Origin of the sequence: Chryseobacterium sp. Leaf404 (assembly GCF_001424145.1) — a bacterium.
In the GTDB taxonomy this organism is placed as follows: domain Bacteria; phylum Bacteroidota; class Bacteroidia; order Flavobacteriales; family Weeksellaceae; genus Chryseobacterium.
In genome coordinates this window covers 47,696-63,241 of record NZ_LMQM01000012.1, presented here as the reverse complement: position 1 = coordinate 63,241, position 15,546 = coordinate 47,696, and the positions used below count along the sequence as shown (strand labels likewise).

General features: G+C 38.9%; 8 protein-coding genes. All 8 read left to right on the top strand.

The genetic code is table 11. The annotated features are described in order from the left end of the window. The first annotated feature begins 7 nt into the window (after window positions 1–7). The 8 genes from ASG31_RS11985 to ASG31_RS11945 all read left to right on the top strand — a co-directional run bounded on the left by ASG31_RS11985 (window position 8) and on the right by ASG31_RS11945 (window position 15,533). Entirely contained in the window at window positions 8–1,726 is a 1,719-nt protein-coding gene (locus tag ASG31_RS11985; protein WP_117585846.1) for a glycoside hydrolase family 43 protein, read from the top strand. A 215-nt stretch (window positions 1,727–1,941) separates the two neighbouring features. Next, complete coding sequence (locus ASG31_RS11975) at window positions 1,942–3,555, top strand: glycoside hydrolase 43 family protein (protein ID WP_056032705.1); 1,614 nt, start codon at window positions 1,942–1,944, stop codon at window positions 3,553–3,555. Window positions 3,556–3,890: 335 nt separating this feature from the next. Beyond that, window positions 3,891–5,819 (top strand): alpha/beta hydrolase-fold protein, encoded by a 1,929-nt coding sequence (locus ASG31_RS11970; RefSeq protein ID WP_056032703.1) that lies wholly within the window; start codon window positions 3,891–3,893, stop codon window positions 5,817–5,819. A gap of 60 nt (window positions 5,820–5,879) precedes the next feature. Beyond that, entirely contained in the window at window positions 5,880–8,345 is a 2,466-nt protein-coding gene (locus tag ASG31_RS11965) for a TIM-barrel domain-containing protein (protein WP_082504546.1), read from the top strand. A 38-nt stretch (window positions 8,346–8,383) separates the two neighbouring features. Next, window positions 8,384–10,951 carry a glycosyl hydrolase 115 family protein gene (locus ASG31_RS11960; RefSeq protein WP_056032699.1) on the top strand — a complete coding sequence of 856 codons (2,568 nt, stop codon included), beginning with the start codon at window positions 8,384–8,386 and terminating at the stop codon, window positions 10,949–10,951. Continuing rightward, window positions 10,929–12,080 (top strand): glycoside hydrolase family 43 protein, encoded by a 1,152-nt coding sequence (locus tag ASG31_RS11955; RefSeq protein WP_056032695.1) that lies wholly within the window; start codon window positions 10,929–10,931, stop codon window positions 12,078–12,080. The genes ASG31_RS11960 and ASG31_RS11955 overlap by 23 nt, the downstream gene beginning before the upstream one ends. A gap of 19 nt (window positions 12,081–12,099) precedes the next feature. Beyond that, complete coding sequence (locus ASG31_RS11950) at window positions 12,100–13,491, top strand: glycoside hydrolase family 43 protein (protein WP_056033974.1); 1,392 nt, start codon at window positions 12,100–12,102, stop codon at window positions 13,489–13,491. 32 nt (window positions 13,492–13,523) lie between these two features. Beyond that, window positions 13,524–15,533 carry an NPCBM/NEW2 domain-containing protein gene (locus ASG31_RS11945; protein WP_056032692.1) on the top strand — a complete coding sequence of 670 codons (2,010 nt, stop codon included), beginning with the start codon at window positions 13,524–13,526 and terminating at the stop codon, window positions 15,531–15,533. Window positions 15,534–15,546: the final 13 nt, after the last annotated feature.

Here is a 15,546-nt window from a genome sequence, read left to right as displayed (position 1 = left end):
TATAACAATGAACCAGAAAACAATGAATCCGATATTTTTAAAAAATAAAAAAACGTTGATGGCTGCTGTTGCCTTATTATCCTTTGGCAGCATTGCGGCTCAGACATTCACAGATTTCAGCTATCGTGGAAATGATAAAATATACACAAACAATCCACTGAAAGAGAACGAATTTTATTCACCAATTCTTCAGGGCTGTTATCCCGATCCGAGCATTACCAGAAAAGGAGAAGATTACTACTTGGTCAATTCTTCATTTTCAATGTTTCCCGGAGTTCCGATTTTTACTTCCAAAGATTTGGTCAACTGGAAACAAGTTGGTCACGTTCTCGACAGACCTTCTCAGCTTAAAGTGGAAAAAGGCGGTGTTTCGCAGGGAATCTATGCACCGGATATCAAATACAACAAATTCAACGACACTTTTTACATGATCACCACACAGATTGCTGGAGGAATCGGTAATATGGTCGTGAAAACAAAAGATCCTGCAAAAGGCTGGAGCGAAGTCCAGAAACTGAATTTTGACGGTATCGATCCTGCAATTTTCTTTGATGATGACGGTAAAGCCTATATCGTTCACAATGATGCGCCACCAAAAGGAACTGAGCAGTACAACGGTCATCGTGTGATCAAAATGTGGGATTATGATTTGGAAAAAGATCAGGTTGTTGCCGGTTCGGATAAGATTATTGTGAATGGCGGTGTCGATCTTTCTCAAAAACCAATCTGGATAGAAGGTCCGCACTTATATAAAAAGAACGGAAAATATTTTCTGATGTGTGCAGAAGGCGGAACTGGCGGTAATCACAGCGAAGTTATTTTTATGTCAGATTCTCCCAAAGGTCCGTTTGTTCCTGCAAAAAATAATCCTATTTTAACTCAAAGATATTTCCCGAAAGACAGAAAGGACAAAGTAGATTGGGCTGGTCACGCCGATTTGGTGGAAACGCCTGATGGAAAATATTATGGTGTATTTCTGGCCATTCGTCCCAACGAAAAAGGACGTGTGAATCATGGAAGAGAAACGTTCATTCTTCCTGTAGACTGGAGCGGAAAGTATCCTGTTTTTGAAAACGGTTTAGTTCCGATGAAAACAAAATTAAAATTACCGGAAGGCGTAAAAAATCAGACCGGACAAAACGGATTTTTCCCGAACGGAAATTTCACATACAACGATAAACTGACCGATAAAAATCTTGATTTACGATGGATTGCGATGCGTGGACCTCGTGAAAACTTCATCACAACTGCTAAAAACGGTGTGAAAGTTACTCCTTTTGAAACGAATATCAAAGCTTTGGCTCCTGTTTCGGCATTATTCCACAGATTACAGCACGAAGATTTTGAAACTTCTGTAATACTTGATTTCAAACCGAAATCTGAAAAAGAATTAGCCGGAATCACCTGTTATCAAAGCGAAAGATTCAATTACGTTTTTGGAATTACCAAAAAAGACAAAGACTATTATATCGTTCTGGAAAGAACTGAAAAAGGAAGTTCAAAACTTATTGCAAGCGAAAAAATTTCACTTTCAAAAACGATTGAATTACAGGTTGTTGGTGAAAAAGATGACCTTAACTTCAATTACTCTTTAGATGGTAAAACATTCAAGAATCTTGGCGGTCCGGTTTCCGGAGACATCTTATCTACCGATGTTGCAGGAGGTTTCACAGGAAGCTTGATTGGTTTGTACAGCACGTCGTCTAACGATATTGTTCCTAATTAAAGAAATTATCAATAGGAATGGGCTTTAGCCCATTTAATAAAAAGAATAACCAAATTGGCCTTAGCCAAAACCTAATATACAAATGCAGGTTTTGACAGGAGAGCTTGAAACGTTTGAAACCAATGTTATTATCAGCATTGTCACACTGAGCTTGTCGAAGTATTTCTTTTAAAATTGGATTAAAATTTAAATCAACCAATCAAAATAGTAAAGTTTTGAAAATTAATAAACCATTTTATATAGTTTCTCTTTTTGGATTTATCGGGCTGAATCTCCTTTCAGCTCAGGTAAATCCTGCTCAGAAACAGCAGACTACGGTGTTTACCAATCCTATCATTTGGGCAGATGCTCCGGATTTATCGGTCACCAGAAACGGCGATGATTTTTATTTGATAAGCACCACAATGCACCTGATGCCGGGCGCTCCGGTAATGCATTCCAAAGATTTGGTGCATTGGGAAATGGCGAGCTACGTTTTTAATACATTGAATGACAATTCCAAATATGATTTGCTGAATGGAACGGTTTATGGTCGCGGACAATGGGCTTCATCAATCCGCTATCACAAAGGAAAATATTATGTTTTATTTTCCCCGAATGACGAGCCTTTCAAATCCTATTTCTACGTAACGGACAATCCCGAAAAAGGAAACTGGAAACTGATTACCAGAACCCGACATTTTCACGATGCTTCGCTGCTTTTTGATGATGACGACAGGATTTATGTTTTCACCTCCAACAAAGTTTTTGAATTAAGTCCTGATTTTAAAGAAGTCATCGGAAATCCCGATGGAACTGTAGTTTTTGAAAAAGATTCTTCGGAAACCGGACTTCTGGAAGGCAATCAGATCATTAAAAGAAACGGGAAATATTATATGATGATGATTTCCTGGCCAAGAGGTGGAAAACGTCGTCAGGAAGTTTACAGAGCTGATAAAGTGACCGGACCTTACGAGAAGAAAGTCATTCTGGAAGACAACTTTTTAGGATTTTCTTACGCCGGACAGGGTGCTTTGATTGATGATAAAAACGGCAATTGGTATTCACTGATTTTTCAGGATAGAGGCGGAGTAGGGCGTGTTCCGATTCTTATTCCTGTAAAATGGGAAAATGACTGGCCTGTTTTGGGAGATAACGGAAGAGTTCCTTTGAATGGCGAAGTTCCGCTTCCTCCGTTTAAACCGAAAAATAACATCGTGGAAAGTGACGAGTTCTCAGATAAAAAATTGAAAATCCAGTGGCAATGGAATCATAATCCTGTGAATGAAGCCTGGTCTTTGTCCGACAGAAAAGGATTTTTAAGACTGAAAACATATAGAATTGTAGACAATCTTTACGCCGCTCCGAATACATTGACACAAAGAATGGAAGGTCCGAAATCAAGTGCCGTTGTTGCTTTAGATTTAAAAGGAATGAAAGATGGCGATGTTACGGGTTTCAGTGCATTTAATGGAGATTCAGGGTTATTATCGGTTATAAAAGAAGGCAATCAGAAATTTTTGACTTTTTCTACCAATGAAGTTAGTCTTGATAATAAAACAAAAGCCATTTTGGGGGTTAAAAAGGAAGAGAAAAAACGTATTCCTTTAACTTCAGATAAAATTTATCTCCGCATTGAAGCTGATTTTAACCTTGGAAAAGACCTGGCAGATTTTTCTTACAGCACCGACCAGAAAAACTGGACAGTTATGGAAAAAGGGTATAAAATGATTTTCGATTACAGAAGATTTTTTATGGGTTCAAAATTTGCGATATTTAATTATGCAACGAAAAGTACAGGCGGTTTTGTGGATGTTGATTTTTTCAGAGTCAGTAAAAGTTCAGAGTAAAATAGGAAGAATAATTTTTTTGGTAGCTTATCCGCCTTCCGCTCCCAATCTTTTTTGCAGAAGATTCGGAATAAATTGAACTTAAATACAAGCAAAAAAGGATTTCCGCTCAAGTCGGGCTACGGGCAATTCGATGTAAAAAAGGTAATTCTAATAAATGCTCCTTAGGAGCAAGCTGTTAATAGCAAAAAGTTGCATCATCAAACCAAAGCCTCGTAGAGGCGACCTGTCAGGTAAGATTAAGAAGTTGACCAGAAAAAATGAAAAAAGATAAACCATTGCGGGTATTATTTTTTTGTCTAAATTAATAAGTGTAAAAAATACAAATAAAAATTATGAGAAATTCAATTGTATTTGCTTTAGTTTTTGTTTTGTCAGGAATGTTTATTTCTGCACAAACTTTTGATAAACAGGCACCACAAGGATTTGATATCGAAAAGAAAGAAGTTCCCCACGGAAGAATTGACACGATACAATATGAATCAAAAACGGTGGGAACTCAACGAAAAGCGTTGGTCTACACACCGCCGAGCTTCAAAAAAGGGACTCGTTATCCTGTTTTGTACCTGCTTCACGGCATTGGCGGAGACGAAAAGGAATGGTTCAAAAACGGAACACCCCAGATTATTCTGGACAATCTCTATGCTCAGGGGAAACTGACGCCGATGATTGTGGTTTTGCCCAATGGCAGAGCGATGAAAGACGACAGAGCGACGGGAAATATTATGGCAAAAGACAAAGTGGAAGCTTTCGCAACCTTTGAAAAAGATTTGTTAAACGACCTTATTCCTTTTATCGAAAAAAAGTATCCCGTAAAAAAAGACAGAGAAAACCGTGCGATTGCCGGACTGTCAATGGGAGGCGGACAAACCCTGAATTTCGGATTGGGAAATATCGACAAATTTGCCTGGGTTGGAGGATTTTCCTCTGCTCCGAATACCAAAGAACCTCAACAATTACTCCCGAATCCTGCCAAAGCCAAGGAATTAAAACTGCTTTGGATTTCCTGTGGCGACCAGGACGGATTGATGCCTTTCAGCAAGAGAACAAGCGATTATCTCACTCAAAATAAAATTCCGCACATTTTTTACATAGAACCTGGCGGTCACGATTTCAAAGTCTGGAAAAACGATTTGTATATTTTTTCGCAGTTGCTATTCAAACCTGTTGATAAAAGCAAATTTTTAGAATTTACCGTTTTTGGAAGTCCAGCCGAATCAAACATTAGAAACGCACAGTTTCCTCAGATTTTACCTAACGGAAAAGCAATTTTTAAAGTTAAAGCGCCCGATGCGCAGAGAGTTAAGATCGATTTAGGAAAAAAATACGACCTCAAAAAAGAAACGGACGGCGTTTGGACTGCTACCACGGATTCTTTAAGCGAAGGTTTTCATTACTATTCTTTATTAATTGACAATGTAGCGGTTGCGGATCCATCCAGCAAATCATTTTACGGAATGGGAAGATACGCCAGCGGAATCGAAGTTCCTTTTGCCGGAGACGGTTATTATGCCTTGAAAGATGTTCCTCACGGGGATATTCGTATTCAGAATGTGTATTCAAAAATTACAAATTCGTGGAGAAGAGTGTTCATTTATACTCCGCCGGGATATGATAAAAATTTGAATGAAAGTTATCCGGTTCTCTATATTCTTCACGGTGGTGGCGAGGATGAAAGCGGATGGGCAATGCAGGGAAAAACAAACCTGATTCTGGATAATCTGATTGCGGAAGGGAAAGCTAAACCGATGATTGTGGTAATGCCGGATGCGAATATCGGACCTGCCGGATTTGGAAATTTTGGTATCAGAAACCTTCAGAGGTTTGAAAAAGAACTGAAAGAATCAGTGATTCCATTTACGGAATCGGGTTTCAGAGTTAAAAAAGATGCTTCTAACAGAGCTTTGGCAGGACTTTCAATGGGCGGGATTTATACGTTGTATACAGGAATTCAGAACTCAGAAATGTTTTCTTCTCTGGGCGTTTTCAGTTCCGGATGGATGCTTCCTATGTTGCAGAATGTAGCCGACGATGAGTATAAATTTCTTGCAGAAAATAAGGCAAAGTTCAATTCAAATATTAAAAATTTCTGGATTGCAATGGGTGGGAAAGATGATATAGCTTACAAAAATGGTCAGATGATGAATAAAAAATTGGATGAATTAGGTATAAAATATACTTATTCCGAATATCCCGGCGGTCACACCTGGCCGGTTTGGAGAAACAATCTGTATCAGTTTGCTCAGTTGATTTTTAAAAATTAAAATTTAATCTTCAGTTTTTAAGCTGTTAAAATTTAATTCAAATCCATAATCACAGAAAAAATGAATTTCACAAAAATAAATATAAAAAATTTAATTATTACCATTGTAGTAATATCAGGAATAGAACAGAACGCCAATGCACAGTCGTATAAAAAGACAGATGCAGGATTGAGCTTTTCTACAGCTGATATGAATGTGGAAGTGAAATTGTATGGAGAAAATACCGTAAGAATTATCAAATATCCTTCGGAAAAATCATTTGTAAAAAACAGTCTGTCTGTCATTAAACAAGAACAAAAAACAAAATTCTCGGTTACAGAAAATAAAGATATTTTATCAATAAAAACCAATGAGTTACAAATATCCGTTAATACGAAAAACGGAGAAATAGCTTACAAAACATCATCAGGAAAAGAACTTCTGAAGGAAAAAGGAAGTGATTTTAAACCTTTTAATGATGCCGGAAATCCGACTTATTCTGTAACCCAATCTTTTCAGTTGGAAAAAGATGAACCTATTTACGGTTTGGGAATTCTTCCAAACGGAAAATTATCTCAAAGGAATCAGGACATCAGAATGGTGCAGAACAACACCTGGGATTTCGTGCCTTTTTTCCAGTCCGTGAAAGGATACGGGATTTTTTGGGACAATTATTCCCCGACTCAGTTTACCGATAATACTCAGAAAACATCTTTTGCTTCCGAAGTTGGGGAAGGCGTTGACTACTATTTTATGTATGGCGGAAATGCTGACGGCGTAGTTGCCGAGATGCGTGATCTTACCGGAAATGTCCCAATGTTTCCATTATGGACGTATGGTTTCTGGCAAAGTAAAGAACGTTATAAAAGTCAGAATGAAATTGTAGATGTCGTAAAATTATACCGTGATTTGAAAGTTCCCTTGGACGGCATAATTCAGGATTGGCAATATTGGGGAAATAATTACCAGTGGAATGCGATGGATTTTATCAGTCCCGATTTTCCTGATGCCAAAAAAATGATTAACGACATCCACGGAATGAATGCGCATCTTTCTGTTTCCATCTGGTCGTCATTCGGACCAATGACCAATCCTTATCGTGAAATGGACAAAAAAGGAATGCTTTTTAATTTCAAAACCTGGCCAGAATCTGGCAGAGAAGTCTGGCCTCCGGATTTGAATTATCCTTCAGGAGTACGTGTTTACGATGCCTGTAATCCCGAAGCCAGAGACATTTACTGGAAATATCTGAACAAAGGTGTTTTCAGTCTTGGCGTCGATACTTGGTGGATGGATTCTACGGAACCAGATCATCTTAGCCAGAAACCTGAAGATTTAGACACGAAAACTTATTTAGGTTCTTTCCGAAAAGTAAGAAATGCGTATACATTAATGACTGTTGGTGGGGTTTATGATCATCAGCGAGCAACGACAAGTGATAAAAGAATTTTTATTTTAACAAGGTCTGCATTTGCTGGTCAACAACGGTATGGCGCAAATACTTGGTCAGGCGACGTCAATTCTTCCTGGGAATCTTTGCGCAATCAGGTTCCGGCTGGTTTAAATTTTAGCCTTACTGGAAACCCTAATTTCAATTCTGACATCGGTGGATTCTTTGCCGGAGCTTATAAAAAAGGGTGGAATGAAAGTTTGGGTTCAAAAAATCCGATGTTTCAGGAATTGTATGTTCGTTGGCTACAATACGGAACTTTCACGCCGATGATGCGTTCGCACGGAGCTGATGTACCTAGAGAAATTTACCAGTTCGGAAAAAAAGGAGAGCCGGTGTATGATGCTGTTGAGAAATTCATCAAATTTAGATACAGTTTGCTGCCTTACATCTATTCTATTTCTTGGGACGTTTCTAAAAATCAGTCGAGTTTTATGAGAGCGTTGGCAATGGATTTTGCAGAAGATAAAAAAGTTTGGGACATCAATAATGAATATATGTTCGGGAAATCTTTCCTGGTCGCTCCTGTACTGAATGCGCAATACACCCCTGAAAAAATACTGAAAACCAACGAACAAACCGGTTGGGATAAAAAGGATGAAACTCAAAAAGGACCTTCTGCTACAGATGTAGATTTTACACAAAATAAAACCGTCAAAGTATATCTTCCGTCCGGTTCTGTATGGTATGACTACTGGACCAATGCAAAGAATAACGGCGGACAGGAAATCGATAAAACAGTCAATATCCAAAGTATTCCATTGTATGTAAAAGGCGGAAGCATCATTCCTTTCGGTCCGGATGTTCAGTATGCAATTGAGAAAAAATGGGATAATCTTACCCTGAAAATCTATCCGGGTTCAGATGCAGATTTCGTTTTGTACGAAGATGAATTTGACAATTACAACTACGAAAAAGGAGATTTTACAGAAATACCAATGCATTGGAATGACAAATCCCAAACGTTAACTATTGACACCCGAAAAGGAAAATACAGTGGAATGATTGAGAACCGAAACTTTACTATAATTCATCCAGATGGTCAGCAGAAAACGGTGGCTTATTCAGGGAAAAATGTTAAAATAATTTTTAAATAAGGATGAAGCTTTAAAGCCTTTAATAAAATTAAATCAATATGGTAACCCATCAAAATATCAAAATAATTCTACTGCTTTGTTTCTTTGGAAGCGGAACTTTTTCTGCCCAACAAATATCGGGAATTAATGAAAATATCATTTCAAATGATAGCGGTTTTCCTATTGTTTCAGCGGATGGAAATGCTACAAACTTATTTTACGATCCTTCAGAAAATGTTGCGGTCATTCGTGCTGCGAAAGATTTACAGTCGGATATTCAGAAAGTTACTGGAAAATTTCCTAATCTTTCAACCACAGAAACTTCCGGTGAATTTGAGATCATCATAGGCACTATTGGTAAAAATAAAGTGATTGATGGATTAATTTCATCCAAAAAAATCAATGCTAAAGATTTGAAAGGAAAGTGGGAAAGCTTCGTGATTACGACGGTAGAAAATCCAAAATCAAAATCCAAATCCAAAAAGCAACTCGTCATCGCAGGAAGTGACAGACGAGGAACCATTTACGGAATTTATGAATTATCCAAACAGTTAGGCGTTTCTCCGTGGTATTACTGGAATGATGTTCCTGTAAAAAAGCGTTCTTCGGCGTATGTTGTTCCGGGATATTTTGCTTGTGGCGAGCCTAAAGTAAAATACCGTGGAATTTTCATTAATGATGAAGAACCGGCTTTCGGAACGTGGGCAAGAACCAAATTTGGAGGAATCAACAGCAAAATGTATGCAAATATGTTTGAGCTTTTGCTTCGTCTCAGAGCCAATTATCTTTGGCCTGCAATGTGGGGAAAAGCCTTCAACGAAGATGATCCTCTCAATCCAAAAGTGGCAGATGAGTACGGAATTGTGATGGGAACATCGCACCACGAACCGATGATGCGAGCGCAAAAAGAATGGGGTAATCACCGCAAAGAATACGGAAACGGCGAATGGAATTACCACACTAATAAAGATGCGCTTCTGAAGTTCTGGGAAGACGGATTCAGCAGGAATAAAAACTACGATAATCTCGTAACGATGGGAATGCGTGGCGATGGTGACGAACCGATGAGCGATTTGGGAAGTGCAGAAGCCAATTTTAAATTGCTTGAGAAAATTATGCAGGATCAGCGTAAAATCATCGAAAAAGTAACTAAAAAATCTGCAAAAGAAACACCTCAGCTTTGGGCTTTATACAGCGAAGTTTTAGATTATTACGACCAGGGAATGAAAGTTCCGGATGATATGACGATTTTGTTGTGTGACGACAACTGGGGAAATGTCCGCCGACTTCCTTATCTCAATGCGAAAAAACATCCCGGTGGTTACGGAATGTATTACCACGTCGATTTGCACGGTGCACCAAGAGCTTATCAATGGCTGAATATGACACAGATTCCGCATATGTGGGAACAGCTGCAGTTGACCTACAGTTATGGTGTGGACAAAATCTGGATTCTGAATGTTGGAGATTTAAAACCGAATGAATATCCAATGGATTTCTTTCTGAATATGGCGTGGAATCCGACTTCTTTTACCCAGGATAATCTTGAAAATTACACTGTAAAATTTGCGGAAGAACATTTTGGAAATCGCAATTCAAAGGAAATTGCAGAAATTATCAATCTGCACTGCAAATACAACTCAAGGGTTTCTGCAGAAATGATGAATCACAAAACCTACAATCTTCAAAGTGGCGAATTTTTGCAGGTGAGAGATTCGTATTTAGCTTTGGAAACAAGAGCTTTAAGGCAGTTTATTAATTTAGATGATGCTTACAAAGACACTTACAAACAGATTGTTTTGCATCCCGTTCGTGCGATGGCAAACCTCTACGATATGTATTACGCCGTCGCAATGAATCACAAACTGGCAGAAGAAAAAGACTTAAAAGCCAACTATTGGGCAGATTATGCCGATGAATGTTTCGCCAGAGATGCAGAATACACAACAGATTACAACCTGAATATTTCCGGCGGAAAATGGAATCATATGATGGATCAAACTCACATTGGTTACAAATCCTGGGACGAACCGAAAGAAGGAAACATCAAGCCAACCGTTTACAGAATCACGCCTGAAGAAGCAAAAACAGGCGGTTATATTTTCGAAGAAAAAAATGGCGTGGTTGCTATGGAAACCGAACATTTTTTTGAAACTAAAGCTTCAGCCAAGACCAAATGGACAGTCATTCCCGATTTGGGAAGAACGCTTTCCGGAATCGCCTTGATGCCTTACACAGAAAAAACAGATGGAGCTTCAATCAATTATCAATTTAAATTAAAGAATAATTCTTCGCCTGTAAAAGTTCATTTCTTCTTTGATTCTACGCTTCCATTCAAAAAAGGAGGTCACAGCGTTAAAACTTATTTTGATAAAAACCAACCAAAAACCATCGGCATCAATCAGGATTTGACTTGGGCAAATAATTATACCAAAATGTATCCTGCAGCTGATGCAAGATTGGTAGAAAAAGTAGAAACATTCAAACTTCCGACAAATCAAAATGGAAATTATACCCTGACAATTGAACCTTTGGATCCCGGAATTGTCTTGTACAAAGTAGTTGTGGACAACGGCGGCTACGAAGAAACGTATTTGAAAATGGATGAAAGTCCTAAAAAAAGATAAAATTAAAATTATGAAGGTTTTTAAAAATATTCTGGCGTTTTCATTATTCATTTTTGCTTTGAATAATGTGTTTGCTCAAACTGAAAAAAGCAAAACTTCCTTACAGAAAGAATTTCGCTACACGAATCCAATTACCAGAGATTCCGCTATTTCTATGCGTGACCATTTCATTATTAAAGTTGATGATTTGTGGTATTGCGTGGGAACTTCCAATCCGGTTTGGACAGGTCCGAATCCCGGTGTCCGAATGTTGGTTTCTAAGGATATGATCAATTGGAAACAGCATTCTTTTATCATTGATGCCAAAAAACTTCCGAAAGATTCTCCTTACAATGGAAGATTCTGGGCTCCCGAAATTCATTTTATTCAAGGGAAATATTGGCTTACCGTAAACAGTGGGAAAGTTACCAAAGAAGACCCGAAAGGAATGGCAACTCACAGCATTTGGTTATTTTCAGCTGATAAAGTGACAGGACCTTACAAATTAGTCAACGGACCTTTGACACCACAATATAATAATGATTCGACTTTGTTTGAGGATGAGGACGGCCAGGTTTATCTCTATTGCAGTGGTAACGGACTTTTTCAGGCTAAAATTGATTTAAAAACAGGAAAATTAACTACACCTATTCAAAAATTTCTAGACAAACAACAACCTGGCTGGCCGGAATGGATGGTTGGCGGAATCGAAGGGCCTTTTGTCATCAAAAAAGAAGGAACCTATTTTATGTTTTTTTCCACCTGGACGAGAGGTTATGAAGTAGGTTTGTTAAAATCAAAATCACCTTTAGGACCTTGGGAACTCGCTTCACCTGAACCGATTTTCGGAACACGAAAAAAAGGATACCGAGCAGAAATGGCGAAAGAAAACGGCTATGAAAATCTTTTCTTTACCGATACCGAAGACCCTTATCAGGAAACCGGACACAACGCTTTGTTCATCGGTCCCGACGGAAATCTTTGGAATTCCTGCCATTATTTTATGTACGAAAAAAGACCTTATCCGTACAGTCAGACGTTCCAGCCTTGGGAATCTGGTCCTCAAATGGGAATCGAGCCGGTTCATTACAAAGACGGAATGTTTTACATCGATGGACCAACCTGGACAGAACAAATCATTAAATATTAAATTCAAAAAAAAACTGATTATGATTAAGAAAACAGTTTTAAAATATACTTTAAATATTGGGTTGATGCTGACAGGATTATCGCTGTCTGGCCAAAATCCCATCATCCAGACCAAATTCACGGCCGACCCTGCACCAATGGTTTATAACGACACCGTTTTTCTGTACACAAGTCACGACGAAGATGATGCGTTCGGATTTAAAATGAAAGACTGGCTGTTGTACACTTCAACCGATATGGTCAACTGGACAGACCACGGTGTTGTGGCTTCCTTAAAAGATTTCAACTGGACTGACCCGGAAAACGGAGCGTGGGCACCACAGATCATAGAAAGAGACGGCAAGTTTTATATGTATTGCCCGATGCCCGGACAGAGGGGAATCGGTGTTTTGGTTGCAGACAGTCCGTATGGGCCTTTCAAAGACCCGATCGGAAAACCGTTGGTTAAAAATTCGAGCGACGATATCGACCCGACAGTTTTGATTGATGATGACGGACAGGCTTATTTATATTGGGGAAATCCAAATTTATGGTACGTAAAGTTGAATAAAGATATGATTTCTATAGATGGATCTGTTATAAAAGACCCATCGATCGCCAAAGTCAAAGGCTCTCCCGACCCGTTTCATTATCAGGAAGGACCTTGGGCTTGGAAACGCAACGGAAATTATTATATGGCGTATGCCTCAACTTGTTGTCCGGAAGGTATTGGCTATGCAATGGGCAAATCGGCAACCGGTCCATGGGAATATAAAGGAATGATTATGGACAGTGACAAACGCTCCAACGGGAATCATCCTGGAATCATTGACTACAAAGGAAAATCTTACGTTTTCGGTTTCAATTACAATCTGGGAAAACAAACAATAAGCAAGCATTACGAGCGCCGTTCCATTTGTGTGAGTGAACTGATTTATAATGCCGATGGCACCATTCAAAAACTGCCGTTTTGGAATCCAGAAGGCGTGAAAAGAATCGCAACACTGAATCCTTATGAGAAGGTAGAAGCAGAAACCATTGCTTTTAGTGAAGGTTTAAAAACAGAAAAAATGACCGAGTGGGAAAGAAATAATCCTTACGACACAGGTGAAAAAATAACAGATCGTCTTGTCGTTTCATCGATTAACAATGGCGATTACCTCAAAGTTCAGGGCGTTGATTTTTCCAAAGGAACCAAATTTTTGGAAGTATCGGTGGCTTCAATGAATGGCGGAAGTGTAGAAATCCATACAGATTCTATCGATGGACCACTATTAGGAACCGTTCAGGTAACCGGAAAAGCCGAAGGCGACCTGTTTAAAACCATAAAATCTCCGGTAAAAAATATAAAAGGCGTTCACGATCTATATTTTGTATTCAAAGGAAACAAAGATCTTTTCTACGTTGACTGGTGGAAATTCAGTTCAAATTAAAAGTGATTAAACGTCTCATTTAAATTTCAAAAATGTACAGATTTAAACTCGTTATTTTTACCCTTCTATTGGTCGGATTTGGTCTGAATGCACAGACTGTCGTTTGGCTGGATAAGCTTGACCTCAGTGTTTCCACGCAAGGTCACGGAAAACCGGGTATCAACACATCTGTTGACGGAAAGCCTTTGACGATTGCCGGAGAAGTTTTCAAGCGAGGTTTCGGAACACACGCGGAAAGTTCTTTGTTAATTCAATTAGAAGGAAAAGCAAAGAATTTTACAGCTTTGGTAGGACTTGATGATGAGATCAAAGACCAAACTCCAGCTGTAGCTTTTGAAATTTATGGCGATAATAAAAAGATTTGGTCAAGTGAGGTTATGCGTCTTGGAGATAAGGCAAAACCTGTATCGGTCTCATTAGAAGGTATAAATCAGTTAGAACTCTTGGTAACCGACGGCGGAAACGGTCCTTACTACGACCACGCCGATTGGGTGAATGCGAAATTTGAAACCATAGGAGTGAACACCTTAAAAACCTTCAATCCAATCTCATCGGAAGAATATATTTTAACGCCAAAAGCTCCTGCAACACCAAAAATCAATTCGGCGAAAGTTTTCGGTGTGCGTCCCGGCTCTCCGTTTTTGTTCAGGATTCCTGCGACAGGAGAAAGACCAATGACTTTCTCGGTAAAAGATCTTCCGAAAGGATTAAAATTAGATTTACAAACCGGAATTATCACAGGGAAACTTGATAAAAAAGGAATATTTGAAGTCAACTTAATGGCTCAGAATGCAAAAGGAAAAATTTCAAAAAAATTAAAAATCAACTGCGGAGATAAGATTGCGCTTACGCCGACAATGGGATGGAACAGCTGGAATTGTTTCGGGCTCGAAGTTTCTTCAGAAAAAGTGAAAATTGCAGCAGATGCTTTGCTAAAAAGCGGTCTGGCAGACTACGGATGGAGCTATATCAATATCGATGATTCCTGGCAGTACAACCGGGATTCTAAAGACCATCCCAAAATGCGTGATGAAAAAGGATTTATCATCCCCAATTCCAAATTTCCGGATATGAAAGGTCTTGCCGATTATGTACACCAAAACGGATTGAAGATGGGGATTTATTCATCGCCCGGTCCGTGGACTTGCGGTGGATGTATCGGAAGTTACGGTTACGAAAAACAAGATGCCGAAATCTATTCACAATGGGGTATTGATTATTTAAAATACGACTGGTGCAGTTATGGCGGTGTGATAGACGGTTTGCCGGAAAACGACCCTTTCAAAGTTCCTTCCCTCGCTTTTCAGGGCGGAGGCGACCCGGAAAAAGGAGTAAAGCCTTTCAAAGTAATGGGCGATTTGCTTCGTCAGCAACCGAGAGATATTGTCTACAACCTCTGTCAGTACGGAATGGGAGATGTCTGGAAATGGGGTGATAAAGTAAATGCACAGTCTTGGAGGACTACTAATGATATTACTGATACCTGGGCAAGTGTCAAAAGCATTGCCTTGGCCCAGGACAAGGCCACTCCTTTTGCAAAACCAGGCAATTGGAATGATGCGGATATGCTTGTCGTAGGCGAAGTAGGTTGGGGAAATCCACATAAAAGCCGTTTGAAACCAAACGAGCAATATCTCCACATCAGCCTTTGGAGCATATTTTCAGCACCTTTGCTGATTGGTTGTGATTTGGAAAAGTTGGATGATTTTACTTTGAATCTTTTAACGAATGATGAGGTAATTGCTGTCAATCAGGATGCATTGGGAAAACAGGGAATGTGTCTTCAAACCATCGGAGAATTGCGCATTTATGTAAAAGAACTGGAAGACGGAAGCATGGCTGTTGCTTTTGCCAATTTCGGAAGGGAAAAAGTGACTATGAATTATAAAGATTTTGCAAAACTTGGAATATCAGGAAAACAAATCATCCGTGATTTATGGAGGCAAAAAGATATTGCAAAATTAAATACTATAAACGAAAGCCTGTTATTGGATATTCCGGCGCACGGTGTGGCTTATTATAAGTTTAACGGAATTAAATAATACAACATTTTAA